We start from the raw sequence: 21828 nt of genomic DNA, 5'->3' as shown, positions 1-21828 counted from the left end.
AGACGGGTGCTACGAGGTATGGTGGTACAGCACAAAAGTGGGGGTGATCGACCTGAAGAAAAAGTCGATCACCATGGGTAAAGGATGTTAAAAAGTGTTCACCATGTCCCCGAACACCTGTCTACCATGTCCCCGGACTGTACAGGGAGAGGGCCGGGGTGAGGGCACCAGACCGCACCGCACTACCACCTTACTCCGCGGCTTCGCGCATCATCTCTTCGTGTGGAATATCCTGCAAAATCTGCTCGAAACTGCGCAGACGTTTATAGATCGACATCAGCGTAATCAGCGTTGACCACGACGTGATCAAATACTGGAACGACGAGCGCACCTGATCAAACACATTGGTGATCTGGTTCAGCAGACCGAGCGTAATGGTACCCGCCACAATCGACGGGAACAGCACAAACAGCCCGAACACGTTATCCACCTGCAGATACATAATGCGGGTGATGTTGAAGTACAAATAGTGGAAATAGAGGCGGAAATAGTTCTGACGCACGCGGCTAAACAGCTCCTGCACCGTCGGCGGTGAGGCGCGTTCAGGATCGTCTTCGCCATATACCAGCTCTTTACGGTAGGCCGCTTCCACCCGCTGATTGCGAAACTCCAGCCCCGGCAGTTTAATCCCCACCAGCGCCAGCAGCGCGGTACCAAACAGCGACCACAGCAGCGCGGCAATCACCAATGCATACGGAATGCTGCCAAGAATGGGCACCTCTTTCACATGGTGCGACAGCGTGACCAGCACCGGCAGGAACGCCACCAGCGTCATAATCGCCTGAATAAAGTTGATGCCCCAATCCTGCAACGTGCCAGCGAAGCGCATGGTGTCTTCCTGTACACGCTGTGCCGCCCCCTCAACCAGACGCAGACGCTGCCAGTTGTGCATGTAGTAATTGTTCATCGCGGTACGCCAGCGGAATACCCAATGGCTGACGAAGAACGAGTTCATCACGCCAATCACTACCGCAATCAGCGCGATACCGAGAAACGCCAGCACTTGCACATAGAACTGGTGGATGGCGACGGAACCGGCTTTGGTCAGCGCCTGTTGAATCATGTCGTAGAACGGGCCGTACCAGGCGTTAACGCCCACGCCGACCTGCACGCCAAACCAGGTGACAAAGATGATCAGAATTGAACCCCAAACCGACCAGCGCTGCCACGGATGGTTATCAATCACGCGCCACGCTAGCGCAAAGAGGCCGGCAACGATCCAGTAATAGGCGTAAAACCACAGTTGGCTGATGTGAATAAAACGGCTGGCATTGGTTGGCAAAGGTTCGTGCATCGCCGCCTGTAGTGCAGGCCAGCGCGCCGGGAAATCACTGAAAAAGCCAAACCAGGCAAAAATCGCCAGCAAACTCCAAATCGCAGCTGAGCTGAAAAACAGCGTTGGCCGCGGAAAAAAGGACTTAAACATAGGCACTCCGCTGTTGTGTGTACGCTTTTATACCGCTTCAGACCTCTATCTGTCTGTTGTGGGTTGTATCTGACGATGTCAGTTTCGCCGCTGCGATGTAAAACGACAGCGGCAATTGTTAAGTAATTAGTGCGAATTTGTTTCTAACAACTAAATTATCCACAGCAATGGTGTTACAATATTTGCACTGTTACCGGTAACAGTGCTGCTGTATCCCTTAAGCTATCAATAAAAAAACAATACAACGCAACTACTTAACTTTCATGCCGCATTATATGTGGTACTGAGGCAATGTCATGTCAGAACAAAAAAATGGTCACACTCGCAGGGATTTTCTGCTGAGAACCATCACCCTGGCGCCGGCAATGGCGGTGGGCAGTACGGCGATGGGCGCACTGGTGGCACCAATGGCCGCTGGGGCAGCAGAACAAAACGCATCACCACAACAGGCGCGTAGCTACCAGCCCACCTGGTTCACCGCCGAAGAGTTTGCCTTTATCACGGCGGCCGTGGCGCGCCTGATCCCCAACGACGAACGCGGTCCTGGCGCACTTGAAGCTGGCGTGCCGGAATTTATCGATCGTCAAATGAACACGCCGTATGCCACCGGTAACAACTGGTACATGCAAGGCCCGTTCAATCCCGATCTGCCAAAAGAGTTGGGTTATCAGCTGCCGCTGGTGCCGCAGCAGATCTACCGTCTCGGCCTCGCCGATGCCGATGGCTGGAGCAAAAAACAGCATGGCAAAGTGTTTGCCGAGCTGACGGGCGAACAGCAAGACGCGCTGCTGACCGCGTTTGAAAGCGGCACGGCCGAGTTCCCGCAGCTGCCAGCGAAAACCTTCTTCTCTTTCCTGCTACAAAACACCCGCGAGGGTTATTTCAGCGATCCGATCCACGGTGGCAATCAAGGCATGGTGGGCTGGAAGCTGATTGGCTTCCCGGGCGCGCGCGCTGACTTTATGGATTGGGTAGAACGCGGCGAACGTTATCCGTTCCCGTCAGTGGATATTCGCGGGGAGAGGACGTAAGCGTGGCAAATGAATTGAAAAAAGTGGATGCGGTCGTCGTCGGTTTCGGCTGGGCGGGTGCCATCATGGCGAAAGAGCTGACCGAAGCGGGCCTGAATGTGGTGGCGCTGGAGCGCGGTCCGCATCGCGATACCTATCCGGATGGATCCTATCCGCAGTCGATCGATGAACTGACCTATAACATCCGCAAAAAGCTGTTCCAGGATCTGTCGAAAAGCACCGTAACGATTCGTCACGATGCCTCGCAAACCGCCGTACCTTATCGCCAGCTGGCGGCGTTTCTGCCCGGCACCGGCACCGGCGGTGCAGGTTTGCACTGGTCAGGCGTGCATTTCCGCGTTGACCCGGTAGAACTAAACCTGCGCAGCCATTACGAGCAGCGTTACGGTAAAAACTTCATTCCGGAAGGCATGACGATCCAGGATTTCGGCGTCAACTATGACGAGCTGGAACCCTTCTTCGATCAGGCCGAGAAAGTGTTCGGCACCTCGGGCAGCGCCTGGTCAATCAAAGGCAAACTGCTGGGCAAAGAGAAGGGCGGCAACCCGTACGCGCCAGATCGTTCCAGCGACTTCCCGCTGCCGGCGCAGAAGCGCACCTACTCGGCGCAGCTGTTCGCGCAAGCGGCGGAATCAGTGGGTTATCACCCTTATGATATGCCGTCGGCCAACACCTCAGGCCCCTACACCAACACCTACGGCGCACAGATGGGCCCGTGCAACTTCTGCGGTTTTTGCAGCGGTTACGCCTGCTACATGTATTCCAAAGCCTCGCCGAACGTCAATATCCTGCCCGCGCTGCGTCAGGAACCGAAGTTCGAGCTGCGCAACAACGCCTACGTGCTGCGCGTCAATCTGACCGACGATAAAAAGCGCGCCACCGGCGTGACCTATCTCGATGGTCAGGGCCGCGAAGTGGTGCAGCCTGCGGATCTGGTGATCCTGTCGGCGTTCCAGTTCCACAACGTGCATCTGATGCTGCTCTCCGGCATTGGCAAGCCGTATAACCCGATTTCCAACGAAGGTGTGGTGGGGCGTAACTTCGCCTATCAGAACATCTCGACGCTGAAAGCGCTGTTCGACAAAAACACCACCACCAACCCGTTTATCGGTGCCGGTGGCGCAGGTGTGGCGGTGGACGATTTCAACGCCGACAACTTCGATCACGGTCCGCACGGCTTCGTTGGCGGTTCGCCATTCTGGGTGAACCAGGCCGGTACCAAGCCGATCTCGGGTTTGCCGACGCCGAAAGGCACGCCAAACTGGGGCAGCCAGTGGAAATCTGCGGTCGCGGATACTTACAACCATCACATCTCGATGGATGCGCACGGCGCGCACCAGTCGTATCGCGCCAACTATCTCGATCTCGATCCGAACTACAAAGATGCCTATGGCCAGCCGCTGCTGCGTATGACCTTTGACTGGCAGGATAACGACATCAAGATGGCGCAGTTCATGATTGGTAAGATGCGCAAAATCACCGAAGCGATGAACCCGAAAATGATCATCGGCGGCGCGAAAGGGCCGGGCTCGCACTTCGACACCACCGTGTATCAAACCACGCACATGAGCGGCGGGGCGATCATGGGTGAAGATCCGAAAACCAGCGCGGTGAACCGTTACCTGCAGAGTTGGGATGTGCCGAACGTGTTTGTGCCAGGTGCGTCGGCTTTCCCGCAGGGACTCGGCTACAACCCAACGGGCATGGTCGCCGCGTTGACCTATTGGTCAGCCAAAGCGATTCGTGAACAGTATCTGAAGAACCCCGGCCCGCTGGTACAGGCATAAGGAACACGGCGATGATTAAAAGCATTTTAGCCCTGTTTCTGGGCACCATGACGTTCGCCGCAGTGGCGGACGAAGCAGGTTCGGACGCGTTGGTGAAGCGCGGTGAGTATCTGGCGCGCGCGGGCGACTGCGTGGCCTGTCACAGCGCGCAGGGCGGCCAGCCGTTTGCCGGTGGACTGCCGATGGCGACGCCGATCGGCACCATTTACTCCACCAACATCACGCCGGATAAAACCACCGGGATTGGTGACTACAGCTACGACGATTTCCAGAAAGCGGTGCGTCACGGCGTAGCGAAAAACGGCGACACGCTTTATCCGGCGATGCCGTATCCGTCTTACGCGGTGGTCAGCGATGACGACATGAAGGCGCTCTACGCCTACTTCATGCACGGCGTGCAGCCGGTGGCGCAGGCCAACAAAGAGAGCGACATTCCGTGGCCGCTGTCGATGCGCTGGCCGTTGTCCATCTGGCGCGGCATCTTTGCGCCGGATGTGAAAGCGTTCCAGCCGGCGGCACAGGAAGATCCGCAACTGGCACGCGGTCGCTATCTGGTGGAAGGTCTCGGTCACTGTGGCGCTTGCCATACGCCGCGTAGCATCACCATGCAGGAAAAAGCGCTCAACAATGGCGAAGGCAATAACTATCTCGCCGGCAGCAGCGCACCGATTGATGGCTGGACCGCCAGCAACCTGCGTGGCGATAACCGCGATGGCTTAGGCCGCTGGAGCGAAGAGGATCTCAGGCAGTTCCTGCGCTTTGGCCGCAACGATCACACTGCGGTGTTTGGTGGCATGACCGATGTGGTGCAGCACAGCCTGCAGTATCTGAGCGATGACGATATCAGCGCGATTGCTAAGTATCTGAAATCCCTAGGCGCGAAAGATCCGAATCAGGCGGTGTTTAAGCAGGATGATGCGGTGTCTCAGGCGTTGTGGAAAGGTGACGACAGCCAGCCAGGCGCATCGACTTATGTCGATAGCTGCGCGGCGTGCCACAAAACCGACGGCAGCGGCTATCAGCGCTTCTATCCGGCGCTGCGCGGCAATCCGGTGGTGATGGCAGATGATCCGACCTCGCTGATTCACATCGTATTGGTCGGCGGCACTTTGCCTGGCGTGAAAGGCGCACCGACGGCGATCACCATGCCAGCGTTCGGCTGGCGTCTGAACGATCAGCAGGTGGCGGATGTGGTGAACTTTATCCGTGGCAGCTGGGGCAATGGCGTGAAGTCGAGCGTGTCGGCGAAAGATGTGGCCGAGTTGCGTAAAGATGAAACCGTGCAGCCGAAGCAGGGTAATGCGGATATTAAGGTGTTGGAAGGGCAGTAATATTAATGGAGGCCGGTATGGCCTCCATTTTTTAATCATGTACACTTATCAAAATATCCTCACTCCTTTAATATTATCTTACTTTAAGTATTTATGTAAAATTAAATGTGGTTTGTTTGATTTTTACATAATTAAATTTTTTATATATTGGTATGCTTTTTTTTAATTTTGCGATAGTGAGGGGTAATGTGAAGCGATTAACTTTGAGTATTGTTTTTTATTATTATCTTATTGATTGCTCTTCTTTTTTTTAAGACCGTTCTGTTATTTTATTATTATGTAATTACTTAAAATCCGGACCTCAAGATGAGTTTATATAATTTGTTAACAAATTAACACAAGGAGTTGTTATGTTAAAATCTTATGATCCCACTCTGCCAGGTCTGGAAATTTGGGTAAATACGCCGTATCAATACTGGAAAGGAAATTATATTGATGTAAAAAATGGTACCGTTGAGTTTACTATTAATGGAAAAACATTCCGGACCAAAGTTGCAGAAAACGGTGATTGGGAATTCCAGTTGCCTCTCCAACTGGCTGAAGGTGGACATAATGTTGCCATCCGTTTTTATGATGCAGCGGGTAATCGTGGTGATGTTTATCAATCACGCATCAATGTTGATCTCAGCGCACCGGATAAGCCTGGTATCACAAGTGTTATGGATGATGTGGGGAGTGTTAAGGGGCCAGTTGGAAATAAGGGATTTACTGATGACCCTAAGCCGACGATTTCTGGTTATGCCGAGCCAGACAGTATTGTTCGTGTATACAGCAATGGCATCTTATTGGGTAGTGTGCAGGCTGAGAAAAATGGCCAGTGGACAATGGAACCTAAATTGAGTGATGGTGAACACCGTATCTACATCACCGCTACCGATCGTTTTGGTCAAGTCAGTGAAGATTCTGATGTCTTCACGCTATTTATCAATGAACCCACCATCAATAAACCTCAATTGCTGGAGGTGTATGACAATTACGGCCAGGAAACCGGTGTCATCAAACATGGCGAAAATACAGATGATCTTCGTCCATCACTGAGTGGTAATGCGCCAGTTGGCGCCGAATCCGTACATATTTATGTTAATGGAAAGCGCGTAGGGATTGCTCCGGTTGAGAATGGAAAGTGGGATTGGGAAGCAAACTCAGATGTTCTGCACTATGGCAAAAACAGCATTACTCTGCGTTCGCAGAACAACCGAGGTGAATTAAGCCAGCCAACCGCAGCGTTTGACGTGATTGCAGTTGCCCCCACTACCGTGAAGATTGAGTATGCATGGGATAATTTCGGTAATTCGCAGGGCAAACTCGCTTCTGGTGCTGACACCGATGATTTTACGCCATCCTTTAGTGGCAGTGCTGAAGCTCACAGTATTGTCTACCTTCATGCGCGTCATCAAAATGGCAGCTGGTCCCTTAAAGGCAGTGCCGTAGCCGATGCAAACGGATTCTGGAATATTGAAGTAGCTGAGCTGACTAACGGCAATGGCGTGTATGATTTCCAGGCATCTAACTCAACGAGTTATAACGGTAAGAGTGGCGAATTCTCTCTCCAGATCAATGCATATGTGCAACCAGTCATTGATTCCGCCTACGACAATAATGGCTACGTTCAGGGCACTATCCAGAACGGTGGTCGTACCGACGATTTGACGCCAACCCTGAAAGGGCATGCCACTGCTAACAGTATTGTCTACATTCATACTAAACATGAAAAGGGCACCTGGGTGGTCAGCGGCAGTGCGAAGGTCAACGCTCAGGGAGAGTGGACATTTGATTTACCGCAGCTTTCCGCCTATGGCAACTACGATTTCGAGGCCTCCAGCAGCGCGACACGCGATCCAAAAGCAGCGACTTTCACGTTGTATGCGGGCCCGGACGTGCAGATTACGCCGGTCATTGATTCTGCCTACGACAATAATGGCTATCTTCAGGGCACCATCCAGAACGGCGGGCGTACCGACGATCTGACACCAACCCTGAAAGGGCATGCCTCTGCTGGCGCGATTGTCTACGTTCATACTAAACATGAAAACGGTACCTGGGTGGTCAGCGGCAGTGCCAAGGCCAACGCCCAGGGGGAGTGGACATTTGATTTACCTCAGCTGTCCGCCTACGGCAACTATAATTTCGAGGCCTCTGGCAGCGCGACACGCGATCCAAAAGCCGCGACTTTCACGCTGTATGCGGGCCCGGACGTGCAGATTCCACCGGTCATTGATTACCTCATCGACAACAACGGTCTGAGGCAGGGCACAATCGAGCATAATGGCCGAACCGATGACCTGACGCCAACTCTGAAAGGGCATGCCTCTGCGGGCGCAATTGTCTACATTCATGCCAAGCATGAAAGCGGCAAATGGTGGGTTAGCGGCAGTGCGAAAGCGGATGCCAAAGGTGAGTGGTCATATGATATGCCGCAACTGCCTAATTACGGCATCTACGATTTTCAGGCTTCGGGCAGCGCGACCCACGATCCCAAAGCCGCTACTTTCACGTTGTATGCGGCTCCTGATGCTCCGATGATTGATTCCGTTTACGACAATATTGGCCTGATCAAGGGCACCATTGCGAACAGTGGACGTACCGACGACCTGAAGCCAACCCTGAAAGGCAGTGCCCCTGCTAACGATACCGTCTACGTTTATGCTAAGCATGAAAATGGTACATGGTGGATAAGTGGCAGCACGAAAGCCAACGCCAAAGGAGAGTGGGCATATGATATGCCGCAGTTGACTGCCTACGGCACCTACGCATTCCAGGTCTCTGGCCGTGAAGTACGCGATCCCAGCGCCAGCATTTTCTCGCTGTATGCCGCGCCTGATAGTTTGGTTGTTCCGGTCATTGTTTCTGCCCATGACAACAATGGTCTGCTCCAGGGCAGTGTTGAGAACGGTGGCCGGACTGACGATTTGACGCCGACCCTGAAAGGCTATACATCGGCTAACAGCACCGTTTACATTCATGCCAGGCATGACAACGGCACATGGTGGATCAGTGGCAGTGCGAAGGCTAATGCCAATGGCGAATGGACATTTAATGTGCCGCAGCTCACCGCATACGGCAGGCACGATTTCCAGGTATCCGGCAGCACGGTACGGGATCCTAAAGCGACTATTTTCACCTTTGACGCCAAACCCGATAGTTTTACATCCGAAATGAATGGCATTTCATCCGATTACTCAGCTGACTTACTCGCTACCAGCAGCCAAAAATCGATTGTGAATATGGCTAATAGCACTGCTGGGAATACACTGAGTATTAATGTCAGTGACATCCTTAGCGCGGGTAGCAAAGATCTCTTTATTCAGGATGGCAAAACGCAAATGGTGGTGCATGGCAATATAAATGATGTCATTAAGCTTGATGATTTGTTAGGCAATGGCATTGATGAAGGTGATTGGCATCGGCAGAAAGGAAATGTATCAGTGGCAGGCTTGAAATATCAGATATATACCCACGACGGCTTGGATGTTGAATTATTGGTAGAACAAGGCGTGAAAATCGATCTGGTTTAACCGCGTCTAATCATGGCGGCAATATTGGCCGCCATTTCTTTATTAGTCTTCAAATATTCTCCAAATCCATCCCTCGGGTTTTCGGCCCGTAAATCCCCACCGACAGCATCACAATCAGCATGCTTAGCACGATAAAGGCGATCACGCCCTGGCTGCCGGCATACTGCAAAATAAGGCCAATCAAAATACTGCTGAACACCGTCGACAGGCGGCTAAACGAGTAGCAGAAACCCACCGCGCGGGCGCGAATGTGCGTCGGGAAAATCTCGGTCTGATAAGCGTGATAGCTGAAGGTTAGCCATGCGTTGCTGTAGGTGATCAGGAAGCCGCAGATGATCATCAGCACCGGATTGGTCATAAACGCAAACAGCGTGCCGAACACCACCGTCATCAGCGATGAAAACACGATCTGCCATTTATTCTCGAGCTTATCGGCGTAGCGGCTGCAAATCAGCGAGCCGAGCGGGTAGGCCAGCGTAATGAAAAACGCATACAGCAGGCTGTGCGTGACGGTGGCGCCTTTGCCCGACAGCAGCGCCGGCAGCCAGTTGCCGAAGCCAAAAAAGCCGATCGCCTGAAAGAAGTTCATCACCACCAGCATCAGCGTGCGCTGGCGATAGGCCGGTGCCCAAATCTCGCTGAAACGCCCTTGCTTAGGTTGCTCAGGTGCGAACTGTCCCCCATCCCGGCCTTCCTCCGCAACAGGGGGAAGGGGAGAAGCGATACCACAGCGCTTTTCCATCGCACTCAGCACCTGATGCGCTTCCTGATGTCGTCCTTGTTGCGCCAGCCAGCGCGCCGATTCGGGCAGGTTTTTTCGAATCAGCCAGATCACCAGCGAGCAGACCGCACCGGCAATCACCACCCAGCGCCAGCCTTCGAGGCTGAGAATGGTTTGCGGCACCAGCCACCACGACATCAGCGCCACCGTCGGCACCGACAGGAACTGGATAAAGAAGGAGAAGGCGAACGCGCGGCTGCGCAGATGCGCCGGCACCCATTCGGAAAGATAGGTATCGATGGTCACCAGCTCGACGCCGAGGCCAATGCCGACCAGGAAGCGGAACAGGATAATCATCTCTGCGCTCTGCTGGAACGCCATCAGCAGCGAAAACGCGCCGTACCACGCCAGCGCGCACATAAAGGTCAGGCGGCGACCAAAACGGTCGGCGTAGGGCGCAAGCAAACTCGCGCCGACAAACAAACCGAGGAAGGTGGCCGAGGCAAATGCGGCCTGGTCGGCGATGCCGAACACGCCCGCAGAACCGGTATGAAACACGCCCGCCGCCACCAGGCCGGAGCTGATATAGCCGGTTTCAAACAGATCGTAGAGCTCAAAGAAGCCGCCCAGCGCCAGCAGCGTGATAAAGCGCCAGAGACCGGCGGACGAGGGCAGCGCATCAATGCGCCCGGCTAAGGTACGGCGATCCGCGCTCATGTGATCGTTCGCCATCCCTGTCGACGTGATGGTTGTCATTATTATGTATACCTCGGTGTTTGCAGAACCCGCTGACGGCTGAGATGGTTTTAAAAATAATTAACCGTTAGCAAGCGAAGGAATAGCAGGATAATAAATTCGCTGAGAGTTGCCGAGAGGCGGGACGGTGACATTTTGGCAACATACGTTGCAGTTCACAGAAAAGTGATCGCCATCCGTGGCGCAGGCTTAGTGCAGGCTTGGGTAGACGCCGGGACCGATCGGTAAACCCAGCGCATACCACGCCAGCAGCAGCACAATCCAGGTGGTGAAGAACACCAGCGGATAGGGGAAGATCAGCACGTAATAGGTGCCCAGTTGCGCATCTTTTTGATAGCGCTGCAGGAAGCCGAGGAACAGCGGCAGGAACGGTGACATCGGTGCCAGCGGCAACACCGCAGAATCGGCGATGCGGAAGATCATCTGGGCAAACGCCGGATGGAAGCCAAGCAGCATAAACATCGGCACAAATACCGGCGCCAGAATCGACCAGATCGCCGAGCCGCTGGCGATAAACATGCACAGGAACGCCGACAGGAACATCAAGCCCATAAACGCCGGTGCGCCGCTGATGCCCGCGCTCTCCAGCACATCGGTCAGGCCGATGGCCATGAACTTGCCCATGTTGCTCCAGTTGAAGAAGGCCACGAACTGCGACAGTGGAAACACCATCACAATAAAGCCCGCCATGCTCTTCATCGGATCCACCAGCAGCTGCGGGATATCATCCGCGCGTCGAATCTGCTTGGTTACCGCGCCATAGGCAATCGCCACCACAAAGAAGAACAGGATGATGATTGGCACAATGCCCTGAATAAACGGCGACGGAATAATGCCGCCGGTTTTCGGATTGCGCAGCGGCGCGTGTTCCGGCACCACCAGCAGCGCCATCAGCGCGATAAACACCAGCGCGGCGATGCCGGCGGCTTTCAGGCCGCGATTCTCCAGCGCGGTGAGCGGCGGCAGACGATCGCTATTGCCGCCGTTCCACGCGGGCAGGCGCGGCTCGACAAACTTATCGGTTAGCAGCGCACCGGCGATGGTCAGCACAATCACCGAGCTGGCCATAAAGTACCAGTTGTCGATCACGCTAACGTGTACGGTGTCGCTCACCGCTTTGGCGGCTTCGCTACTGATGCCGGACAGCAGCACGTCGGTGGTGACAATCAGCAGGTTGGCGGTAAAACCGGACGCCACGCCCGCGATCGCCGCCATCAATCCCGCCACCGGATGACGTCCCACCGCGAGGAAGATCAGCGCGCCGAGCGGCGGCATTACTACCAGCGCGGCATCGGACGAAATGTGGCTGAAGAAGGCGATAAACAGCACCATGTAGCTGGCGTAGCGACGGCTCACGCGCGAAGCCATCTTCACCATCAGCGACTGCAGCAGGCCGACTTTTTCCGCCAGGCCAGCACCAATCACCAGCGCCAGAATCGATCCCAACGGCGTGAAGCCACTGAAGTTTTTGATGATATTGGGCAGGATCCATTGAATCCCTGCCACGCTCAGCAGGTTATTCACCCGCACCAGCTCGCCGTTGGCCGGGTTTTTCACCGCCACGTCGAGGCTGCTGAGCACGGCGGTGGCCACCATCAGCACCACAATCAAATAGACGAACAGTAAAAACGGGTTCGGCACTTTGTTGCCGACGCGTTCAATCCAGCTAAACAGCTTTCCAGGGCTGCGGTTCTCCGTGGTGGCTTCCATAGATCAATCCTCGTTAGTCGTCTTATTGTGTTTGCAAGCCCTTCATACTTCGAGCTGCAGGTGCGTTGGCTGCGTGCGTGCACCCCAGTCACTTACTTGAGTAAGCTCCTGGGGATGCCCGCACTTGCCGCCTTCCTGCAGCTCGAATTATTTTGGGCTTTAGTTTTTATATTTTTTTTGCCCGCGTTTATAAACGCGAGAGGTAAATCCTAGGACGTTAACTTCGACGGTGTGACATCCGCTGGAATCGGGCAGACGTAAGGCTGCTCGCGGCGTACGCGCTGGAACTCGTCGCGGCAGCGCGCCAGCGCCGCGTCATCCTGCAGCAAGGTCAGCGCGGTGGCGGCCATCACTTTGGCGGCCAGACACATGCCTTTGTGCGCAATGGACGTGCGGCCCTGCGCCACCAGCTGCCAGGTGTGCAACGGCGTGCCGAAGGCGAAGCAGGGCGCAAAGCATTGCGCGGTGGGCGTCACCCAACTCACATCGCCGACGTCGGTTGAGCCGTAAAGGATCTCGCGCGTCACCGCATAGGGCGCCACTTCATCCATCAAAATCTTGTCGCCCAGCGCCGCTGCCCAGGCAACGCCCGCTTCACCGCCGGTGCGCGCCGCATTGAGACGCGCGTTACGCAGATCGTCTTTGCTCAGCGTGGATCGCATCTCGGCGGCAAACGCCTGTTCCGCTTGACTGTAGTCAGGCAAACCAAACTGATGCAAATAGCGCTCCATCACGCTTTCCAGTGCGCGATTCGGCACGTAATTGGAGCAGGCTTTATCGAAGCGCACCGTCATCTGCGTGTCGGTCATCAGCGCCGCGCCTTTGGCGATGTTGATGACGCGCTGATAGATATCCTGCGCTTGATCGAGCTGCGGCGCGCGAATCAGGTACAGCACTTCGGCATCGGCTTGCACCACATTGGGGGAGACGCCGCCGGCATTGGTCACCGCGTAGTGCAGACGCGCTTCCTGCACGATGTGCTCGCGTAGAAAGTTGGCGCCGGTGTTCATCAGCGTCACCGCATCCAGCGCGCTGCGCCCTAAATGCGGTGAGTTGGCCGCATGCGCCGCTACGCCTTTAAAGCGGAAGGCGGCCTGAATATTGGCCAGCGTGCTGAGGTTGAACATGCCGCTAAAACCTTCGGGATGCCAGGTCACCGCCGCGTCGACATCGTCGAACAAGCCTTCGCGCACCATAAAGGTTTTGCCGGAGCCACCTTCTTCGCCGGGACAGCCGTAAAAGCGCAGCGTGCCGCGCTGGCCGTGTTGCGCCCACCAGGCTTTGATGGCGAAAGCGGCGGCCAAACCGGCGGTGCCGAGCAGATTGTGTCCGCAGCCGTGGCCGTTGCCGTTTTCCACCAGCGGCTGTGGCGTGGCGCACCCCGATTGCTGGCTTAAACCGGCCAGCGCATCGAACTCGCCGAGAATGGCGATCACCGGTTTGCCGCTGCCAATGCTGGCGATAAACGCGGTATCGATGTTGCCGACGCCGCGCTCCACGCGAAAACCTTCTTGCTCCAGCGCATCGGCCAGCAGTGCGGAGGACTTTGTCTCTTCAAAACGGGTTTCCGGTACGTCCCAGATGGCATCGCTGAGGGCGGTAAAACGCGGCTGGTTTTGGTTGATGTAGCGATCGATAAATTCGCTGTGGCTCATCGCTGGCCTCCAAACTGTGCGTGATTAAGGGCCAGCGTCGCCAGCGTTTGCACCGCGGTCGCCATGATCGCTTCGTCAAAATCGAACTTCGCGTTGTGATGGCCCGCCGCCAGATCGCAGCCGAAAATCACGTAGGAGGATTGGCCGCCGCGCTGCTGCACGCGTTCCAGCATGTAAGTGGCATCTTCCGAGCCCGCCGCCTGCTGTTTCGTATCGACCACTGAGGTGAAAATGCCCAGCGCCTCGGCCTGCTGGTGGATGAACGCCACCCACGGCGGGCTCGGCGTGCAGCTGCGCGCGCCGCCCATCAGCTTGACCTCATATTCCACGCCGTACATTGCTGCCGCACCGCCAATCACGCGCAGCGCCTGCTGATAGATATCATCGTTAACCTGGTTGCTGACGCCGCGCGTTTCCACCTTCATCAGCGCGCAGTCGGGCACCACGTTGCGTCCGGTTCCGGCCTGCAATACGCCGACGTTGACGCGCGCCACACCGCCGCTGTGCTGCGGCAGGTTGTGCAGCGCCAGCGTGGCCTGCGCCGCCGCCAGCAGGGCGTTGCGGCCCTCTTCTGGTTTGCCGCCGGCGTGCGCGCCGACGCCGGTGAAACTGACGTCGAGTTTGGTGGTGGCGAGGAAGCTGTCGCTGCCACAAACGATTTCGCCGGCGGGCACGCCGGTACCAAGATGAATGGCGGTGAACAGATCGACATCATCCACCACGCCAGCGGCCACCATCGCCTTCGCACCGCGTACGCCTTCTTCCGCTGGCTGGAAAATGATTTTGATGGTGCCGCTCAGCTGCGCTTTCATCTCCATCAACACGCCCGCCAGCGCCAAACCGATGGTGGTGTGGCCGTCGTGACCGCAGGCGTGCATCATGCCGGGATTGCAGGAGGCAAAGCCTTCGCGCGTTGGCAGATGATCGGCGGCGTGGCTTTCGTTCTGATCGAGCGCATCCATATCCACGCGGAAACCCATTACCGGGCCGGGACGACCGGTTTCCAGTGTAGCGACCACGCCACAAAATCCGCCGGAGAAGTGTTTAATCCACTGCGGCAGCGCGCCTTGTTCCAGCGCGCGCGCTTCCTGCTGCGCCAGCACTTCATCAGAGGGCAATCCCATGCGCGAATCGGCATCGATCACCTCGCGGCCCAGCTTGAGTTGATAACCAAGACGATGCAGCTCTTCTGCCACCAGTGTGGCGGTGCGGAACTCCAGCCAGCCCGATTCGGCAAAGTGGTGCAGATCGCGTCGCCAGGCCTGCATCTGTGGGATGCGCGCGTTGACGAGGTCAGAAAGGGTTTTCATCGGCATTTCCTTTGTGTTGGTTTTTTATGCATTCATCCGAATCTACACATTGGTTTTGCCGCGCATAAGATGCGAATATCTTGCTACTGATAAACAACGGTTATCACCAAACTATGTCTGCGAACCTCAAACTTCATCAGCTGCGCGCTTTTGTTGCTGTGGCGCGTCAGGGCAGCATCCGCGCCGCCAGCCGCTTGTCCGGGCTTTCACAGCCTGCGCTGACCAAAGCGATCCAGGAACTGGAGCTGGCGCTGGGCGCGCGCCTGTTCGAGCGGCGACAGCAGGGCGTTACGCTGACTGATATCGGTGATAACTTTTTCAAGCATGCCAGCCTGGTGCTGGAAGAGTTGCGGGTGGCGCAGGAAGATATTCAGCAGCGGCTGGGATTGGCCGGCGGGCGCGTCAATATCGGCGTGGGTGGCAGTATTGCGCGCACCGTCATGCCGCAGGTGATCAATCAGTTTCATCGCGAATATCCGCTGGTCAAGGTGCGGATTGTTGAAGGTCAGCTGGTTTCGATGGTGCATGAACTGCGTCAGGGCGAGCTGGATTTCACCATCAATACCTACGATAAAAATCATCTCGATCAGGAGTTAGTTTTTGAACGGCTGATGGAGCGCGATTATCAGGTGGTGATGCGCAAAGGGCATCCGATGGCGCATGCGCGCACGCTGGCCGAGCTGCAGCACTGCGACTGGACCATGCCGACGCCGCAAGGGAGCTATTATCGGCTGCTACACGATCTGTTTGGCGAGCGCGGCATGGCGCCGAAAATCGTCGTCACCTGCGAGACCTTTATGGCCTGCACCAGCCTGGTGGCGCAGAGCGATTTCGTCAGCATTATTTCGCGCGACGTGATTGAAGATCCAACGCACGGCGGCCAGCTGATTTCTCTCGTTCTCGACGAACCTTTACCGAAAGCCACTTTCTATCTTATTCAGCGCAAAGACACCGCGTTGACGCCGATGAGTGCCTATATGGCGCAGCTGTTCCGGCGCTACTGTCAGCAAAGGTAAGAGTGCGGCCCGGCTCGCAACCGATTAAATAATGCGCACTACACTTGCAGTGGACATTCCCTTTATGGAGAACAGACCATGCAAGTTACCCCGTATGTGTTTTACAGCGGTCGCTGCGAAGAGGCGATTGCCTTCTACCTCGATGCCACCGACGGCGAGCTGCTGTTCAAGATGACCTATGGCGATATGCCGGATGAAACGCCGGTGGAGGATGAAGGTTGTATCTCGGGCGTGAGCTTTTCGCCGGAGCAGATCATGCATGCCCATCTGCGTATCGGGCAGGGTGAATTGATGATGAGTGACGGCGCACCGCAGGCGGCGTATGGCGGTTTTGCCGTGAGTTTATCCACGCCGGATGAAGCGCAAGGCAAGCGTTGGTTTGATGCGTTGTCAGCGGGCGGTGAGGTGACGAAAAGCTGGGCACCGACGTTTTGGGCTAATGGCTTTGGCATGTTGACCGATAAGTTCGGCGTGCCGTGGATGGTGAATGCGTATAAGCCGCAGATTTGAGTAGAGGGTGCGCGCTGGCCCTCACCCTAACCCTCTCCCACAGGTGGGAGAGGGAACCGATCAAGCGAATTATTTCCTCTCCCACGGGTGGGAAAGGGAACCGATCGAGCCTATTTACTCCCTCGCCCGCTTGCGGGAGAGGGCCGGGGTGAGGGAAACCAACAACTTAGAAGTTGTAACCCACCACCAAATAGTAACCCCAACCGGTTGATTTCACTTCAAACGGGCCGTTACCGAAGTTCAGCTCCTGGCCGTCAGCCCACTGGCCGCCGTTGTGGAAATAACGCGCCACAGTAGAAACATGCCAGTGATCGTAGTTCAGCGACAGAATGTGGCTGGACGCAATCGAGTTGCTGGTGCGTGAACGATCGGACTTATCACGCAGATCTGAACCCCAGTCGAAGTTGGTGAAGCCGATATAGCTCAGCTTGCCGCCCCACAGATCGGTAATCGGCACAAAGTATTTCACCTTAAAGCGATAACCATCCCAGCTGTTTTCGTTCGCCGCACCGTAGTTTTCCCACTGGTATTTAGCGTAAACGTTCAGCGACAGGCCGATATCGCTGTGCGTATCGATGTCGGTGCCAAGACCCATGTACCAGGTGTTCTGACGGTTATCGCTGTTGCGACCCATGTCATAGATGTAGTTATTAGCGAAGTACCACTCTTTAAACGGACCAAAAGAGAGATCGGTGCCGGTCAGCTTATCGATGGAGAAACGTGGCTCGATTTCCATGAACATCGGCGAACCGTGGTCGAACACGCCGTTAGCGTTGCTGTTGCCCACGCCGAAGAAGTTGGTCAGATCGAGGTAACCATAGAAATCGAACCAATCCTTTTTGGCAAAGGCTTCATATTCCAGGTACACGTCGTTGTTGAACTGGGGTCCAAAACGGGTGTGGTAGCTGCCCACCACGTTCACGCTCTGATGCCACCAGTCAGAAACGTACTGCGGATCGCTGTCTGCTGCTTGTGCCGCACCAGTCCAGCTGCTGGCCAATAAGGCCCCTGCTATCAACGCTTTATATTTCATTATTGTTAACCACATGCTTTTGATCGCCGGGCCGTCGCCGCGATCGGGTGAAATTGATCCCAGGGGATGGGCAGTGAGTTGTCGTATCCGGTCTGCATCGCCAGATTTTCAAGCTTGCGTAATGTGCCTGTAACAGAGGCATAGAAAATAGATTTTGGTCACGTTTGTCAAAAAGTGTTGCAGTTTGATTCACTGAAAATGTGATCGCTATCACATTAAACCCGTGTAGCGAACGGAACCCCGCAACCGTTTACGTGTCGCGTACAGCAGGAAACGTGTTTGATATAGGAAAGGGATGTCGCGGCGCGATTTATCGCGTTGTTTTGATGTCGCACCGTGCCCACAGCAACTTTGCGCAATAAATTACGCCGCTACGGCACGGTGAAGTTTATGGCAATGTCACGCGCACCTGCAGGCCGGCAATCTGGCCATGCGGATCGTGGCGGTTCGATAGCGCAACCTGCATCTGATGTTTCTGCGCTACGCTGCGCACAATCGACAAGCCCAGTCCGCTGCCTTGCGCCTGCACATCCGGCGAACGGGTGAAGCGGTCAAAGGCGCGCTCGATAAAGGATTCGGCCATGCCGGGACCGTTATCGACGATATCCACCACGGTGTGATTGCCGACGCGATGCAGCAGCACATCGACCAAACTGCCTTCTGGCGTATGCAGCATCGCATTGCCAATCAGGTTATCGAACAGGCTGCGCAGATCGGAGCGGCTGGCGTGCAGACGATAGTGTGTGGTGCCGTTGAAGCCGATATCGATGCCGCGCTTATCCGCCACCACCATCAGCTGCTCAATGCTCTCTTTTAGCAGGTCGTCCAGTTCGATGTTTTCCACTGTGGCGACCACCGATTGATCTTCCTGACGCGAGATATTCAGCAGCTGCGTCACCAGATGGCGCGTGCGCGTCACGCCCGCTTCCAGCTGGTCAAACTGGCGGCTGGCTTCACCGGGTTGAATATGTTGCCGCAGATTCTCCAGCTGCAAGGTCACGGCGGTGACCGGCGTGCGCAGCTCATGCGCCGCATCTTCAAGGAACTGGCGCTGCGATGACCATGCCGCGCGCAGTCGATCCAGCAAGGCGTTGTAAGCTGCCACCAGCGGCAGCACTTCATCCGGTAAACCATCAGGTGAAACGCTATGCGGATGCAGGGTTTCCTGCGCTGCGATATGGCGCGACGCCACGCGTAAATCGCGCGTAATAGCGCGCACCACCAGCCATATCACAATCAGTGAGAGCGGCATCATCAGCACCAGCGGAATGATGGCGGAGAGCGCTCGCTTGACCATGATACTTTTCATGTAGCCGATATTGTGTAGCACCTGAATGTTGCCAATTTCACTGCCCAGCTCGCCGGGTCGCGTGTAAACACGCCATTCGCAGTCGTCACCACAGTCTCCGACTTTCAAATCGGTCCAGCCTTTTTTCAGCTGCAATGGCGCATGCAGGCCCGGCCAGGAGCTGGCGCGCAGATGATTGCTTTCGTCCCACAGCTGAACGATATAGGTGCTTTTCAGTTTCTCTTCATGCATCACCATCGGCATTAGGGCCGGCATACGTTGGCTGCTGGCCCACGCATCGGCGATCTTGGCGAGCTGGTCGTCTTTCATGGTGCCCATCATGTCGCCGTAGCAGTGATAGAAATACCAGGTGACGCCGCCAATCATCGCCAGATGCAGAATCACCAGCGTGGCGAGCAGCTTGTTACGCAGCGAGCGCATAAAGGTGAAAGGTTTCATATTGCCGGTACCCGCCAGCCAAGTCCGCGTACGTTGCGGATCACTTCGTTATCCAGTTTGCGACGCATTCCGTGGATCAGCACATCCACCGCGTTGCTGCTGACCTCTTCGCCCCAGCCGTAAATGCGGTTTTCTAACTGTTCGCGCGAAAGAATGGCGCCCGGCCGCTCCAGCAAGGCGTAGAGCAGGGCATATTCGCGTGCGGTGAGCTGTTCGCGCTGGCCTTTGTACAGCACTTCGCGCGTCATGATGTCGATCTGCACATCGCCGCTGCCGAGCAGAGAATCTGCTGCACCGTGGCGACGGCGGGTAATGGCGCGCATACGCGCCAGCACTTCTTGCAGATCAAAGGGTTTCAGCAAATAGTCGTCAGCGCCGCTGTCCAATCCCTGAATACGTTGCTGCACGGTATCGCGGGCGGTGAGCACCAGCACCGGCGTCATGTCACCGCGCGTGCGCGCACGACGCAGCACCTGCAGGCCATCTTCACGCGGCAAGCCCAGATCCAGTAACACGCAGGTATAGCCGCCTTCAGCCCAGGCATTGCTGGCATACACGCCGTCGCGTACCCAATCCACCGACCAACCTGCTGCTTCCAGCGCTTGCTGCAGATTGGCGCCAATCATTTCGTCATCTTCTACCAGCAGCACACGCATGATGCCCTCCAACTTAACTGAACGCAGTGTAGCGACAGATAATTAGGCCAGAATTATACCCGTTTTCCCGCTTGCTAATTCTGCGCTAATTTTCTGCTAATTAAGGGATAAATTTAACGCGCTATTGTGGCGGCACTGGACATATTGCCAACGCAGGAGAATCCCATGAATCAGCGTGAATTTATCCGTAGTTTGCTGGACTGGATAGAGAATAACTTAGGGCACGATCTGCATCTGGATGAAGTCGCACGCCGCTCGGGATACTCCCGCTGGCATCTGCAACGTCTGTTCCGTCAGCACACCGGCTTTTCACTGGCCGAGTACATTCGCCAGCGCCGGTTAACCGAATCTGCGCTGACGCTGATTAACAGCGATGAGGCGATTTTGCAGGTGGCGATGAGTTACGGCTTCGATACGCAGCAGGCTTATACTCGCACCTTCAAAAACTACTTCATGGTGACGCCAGGCCAGCTGCGCCGCCAGCGTCGCGTTGAGCCGGATCGTTTATTGTTCCCATTGGCGATGGCGAGTTGATGTATGCCTATGCGCATCATTCGTAGCGGCGCAATTTATTGCGCAATATCTGGATGGGCTCGTTGCCATCATTGATAAGCGCGATGAATCGCGCCGCTACGAAATGTACGCTGATGGACTAATGACGCCTTTTGCTTTTAAGCTGCTGTTCTCACTCTCTTAACTGCCAGAGAACATGGATAACAGCGACAATCTCTCCGCCATGATGCTGTTTGCACGCGTCGTGGAACGGCAAAGCTTTAGCGAAGCCGCACGCACCTTAGGCGTCTCCAAATCGCACGTCAGCCGTGAAGTGGCGCGACTGGAAGTGCGCCTCGGCATCAAGCTGTTGCAGCGCACCACGCGCAAAGTGGTGCTGACGGAGCTCGGCCAGGCTTACTATCCGTTCTGCGTGCGCATGCTGGAAGAGATGCATCGCGCGGACGCCTTTGTGCAGCAGGTACATCAACTGCCCGCAGGCAATGTGCGCTTGCAGGCGCCGATCACCTACGGCTGTCAGTGCGTGGTCCCCACGCTGAATGACTTTATTTGCCGCCATATTCACATCAACGTCGATCTCGACCTCACCACCAGCGATGACCCGCAACCCAGCGCCGACGTGGCGATTGTGATCCGCGCGCGTGCGCCCGACGCGGCCAATTATCGTGAACTCGCCAGCATTGATTGGGGCTTGTACGCCACGCCAGATTATCTGGCGGCGCATGCGCCCATCGATCATCCCGACCGCCTGATGCGTCACGACTTGCTGCTGTTTCACGGCCCGGCGCACACCGCCGCGCTGCCGTTTCGCCGTGATAAACAGCGCCTGGCGCTGGATGTGCACAGCCGTTTCCGCGCCAACAACAGCATGGCGCTGCTTAATGCCGCACTGGCGGGCACCGGCATCGCTTATCTGCCCGCTTATATGACGCAAGATGCCTTAGCGCGCGGCGAAATCCAGCAGGTGCTATCAGATTGGCAAATGGATCGCCTGCACAGCTATCTGTTGCTGAAAGAGCAGCCGCAACCCTCTTCGCCGGTCACCATGCTGTGCGATGCGTTAATCAACACCCTTGGTACAGCGTAATTGTTGTTATCTGGCAACAATGCT

At 55.8% G+C, this 21828-nt stretch carries 16 protein-coding genes; 8 read left to right on the top strand and 8 right to left on the bottom strand.

Annotated elements, in window-relative coordinates:
- Nucleotides 1–190 precede the first annotated feature (190 nt).
- Complete coding sequence (sbmA, locus tag PZBJ_RS10100) at nucleotides 191–1426, bottom strand: peptide antibiotic transporter SbmA (protein WP_101762366.1); 1236 nt, start codon at nucleotides 1424–1426, stop codon at nucleotides 191–193.
- Between the two features lie 296 nt (nucleotides 1427–1722).
- On the opposite strand from sbmA, the gene PZBJ_RS10095 reads away from it, so the two are divergent.
- From PZBJ_RS10095 to PZBJ_RS10080, 4 genes are all read left to right on the top strand, one after another.
- Complete coding sequence (locus PZBJ_RS10095) at nucleotides 1723–2457, top strand: gluconate 2-dehydrogenase subunit 3 family protein (RefSeq protein WP_101762365.1); 735 nt, start codon at nucleotides 1723–1725, stop codon at nucleotides 2455–2457.
- 2 nt (nucleotides 2458–2459) lie between these two features.
- Nucleotides 2460–4244: a GMC family oxidoreductase gene (locus PZBJ_RS10090; RefSeq protein WP_101762364.1), complete on the top strand. Its 1785-nt coding sequence runs from the start codon at nucleotides 2460–2462 to the stop codon at nucleotides 4242–4244.
- A gap of 11 nt (nucleotides 4245–4255) precedes the next feature.
- A complete protein-coding gene (locus PZBJ_RS10085) occupies nucleotides 4256–5575 on the top strand; it encodes a c-type cytochrome (RefSeq protein ID WP_101762363.1) in 1320 nt (439 codons plus the stop codon).
- 350 nt (nucleotides 5576–5925) lie between these two features.
- Entirely contained in the window at nucleotides 5926–9090 is a 3165-nt protein-coding gene (locus PZBJ_RS10080) for an Ig-like domain-containing protein (protein ID WP_101762362.1), read from the top strand.
- A 49-nt stretch (nucleotides 9091–9139) separates the two neighbouring features.
- Here PZBJ_RS10080 and PZBJ_RS10075 read toward each other — a convergent pair whose 3' ends face one another.
- The 4 genes from PZBJ_RS10075 to PZBJ_RS10055 form a co-directional block, all read right to left on the bottom strand.
- A complete protein-coding gene (locus PZBJ_RS10075; protein ID WP_101762361.1) occupies nucleotides 9140–10567 on the bottom strand; it encodes an MFS transporter in 1428 nt (475 codons plus the stop codon).
- Between the two features lie 189 nt (nucleotides 10568–10756).
- Nucleotides 10757–12277, bottom strand: a complete 1521-nt coding sequence (gene abgT / locus PZBJ_RS10070) for a p-aminobenzoyl-glutamate transporter (protein WP_101762360.1) — start codon at nucleotides 12275–12277, stop codon at nucleotides 10757–10759.
- A gap of 209 nt (nucleotides 12278–12486) precedes the next feature.
- Nucleotides 12487–13932 carry a M20 family metallopeptidase gene (locus tag PZBJ_RS10060; RefSeq protein WP_101762358.1) on the bottom strand — a complete coding sequence of 482 codons (1446 nt, stop codon included), beginning with the start codon at nucleotides 13930–13932 and terminating at the stop codon, nucleotides 12487–12489.
- Nucleotides 13929–15242 carry an amidohydrolase gene (locus PZBJ_RS10055; RefSeq protein WP_101762357.1) on the bottom strand — a complete coding sequence of 438 codons (1314 nt, stop codon included), beginning with the start codon at nucleotides 15240–15242 and terminating at the stop codon, nucleotides 13929–13931. The genes PZBJ_RS10060 and PZBJ_RS10055 overlap by 4 nt, the downstream gene beginning before the upstream one ends.
- Nucleotides 15243–15355: 113 nt before the next feature.
- Between PZBJ_RS10055 and PZBJ_RS10050 the strand changes: the two genes are divergently transcribed.
- Nucleotides 15356–16258: a LysR family transcriptional regulator gene (locus tag PZBJ_RS10050; RefSeq protein ID WP_101762356.1), complete on the top strand. Its 903-nt coding sequence runs from the start codon at nucleotides 15356–15358 to the stop codon at nucleotides 16256–16258.
- A gap of 78 nt (nucleotides 16259–16336) precedes the next feature.
- Nucleotides 16337–16768 carry a VOC family metalloprotein YjdN gene (yjdN, locus tag PZBJ_RS10045; protein ID WP_101762355.1) on the top strand — a complete coding sequence of 144 codons (432 nt, stop codon included), beginning with the start codon at nucleotides 16337–16339 and terminating at the stop codon, nucleotides 16766–16768.
- A gap of 166 nt (nucleotides 16769–16934) precedes the next feature.
- Here yjdN and PZBJ_RS10040 read toward each other — a convergent pair whose 3' ends face one another.
- The 3 genes from PZBJ_RS10040 to PZBJ_RS10030 all read right to left on the bottom strand — a co-directional run bounded on the left by PZBJ_RS10040 (nucleotide 16935) and on the right by PZBJ_RS10030 (nucleotide 20204).
- A complete protein-coding gene (locus PZBJ_RS10040; RefSeq protein ID WP_101762354.1) occupies nucleotides 16935–17801 on the bottom strand; it encodes a nucleoside-specific channel-forming protein Tsx in 867 nt (288 codons plus the stop codon).
- A gap of 388 nt (nucleotides 17802–18189) precedes the next feature.
- Nucleotides 18190–19548: a sensor histidine kinase gene (locus PZBJ_RS10035; RefSeq protein ID WP_101762353.1), complete on the bottom strand. Its 1359-nt coding sequence runs from the start codon at nucleotides 19546–19548 to the stop codon at nucleotides 18190–18192.
- Nucleotides 19545–20204: a response regulator gene (locus PZBJ_RS10030; RefSeq protein WP_008105599.1), complete on the bottom strand. Its 660-nt coding sequence runs from the start codon at nucleotides 20202–20204 to the stop codon at nucleotides 19545–19547. The genes PZBJ_RS10035 and PZBJ_RS10030 overlap by 4 nt, the downstream gene beginning before the upstream one ends.
- 165 nt (nucleotides 20205–20369) lie before the next feature.
- Between PZBJ_RS10030 and PZBJ_RS10025 the strand changes: the two genes are divergently transcribed.
- Complete coding sequence (locus PZBJ_RS10025; protein ID WP_101762352.1) at nucleotides 20370–20738, top strand: helix-turn-helix domain-containing protein; 369 nt, start codon at nucleotides 20370–20372, stop codon at nucleotides 20736–20738.
- Nucleotides 20739–20913: 175 nt separating this feature from the next.
- The gene (locus PZBJ_RS10020; RefSeq protein ID WP_101762351.1) at nucleotides 20914–21804 is read left to right on the top strand and encodes a LysR family transcriptional regulator; all 891 of its coding nucleotides are present in this window, start codon (nucleotides 20914–20916) and stop codon (nucleotides 21802–21804) included.
- Nucleotides 21805–21828: the final 24 nt, after the last annotated feature.

The organism is Pantoea endophytica, from assembly GCF_002858935.1.
GTDB lineage: Bacteria > Pseudomonadota > Gammaproteobacteria > Enterobacterales > Enterobacteriaceae > Pantoea > Pantoea leporis.
Note: the sequence above shows the minus strand (reverse complement) of the source record. Positions and strands in the feature narration are given on the sequence as shown.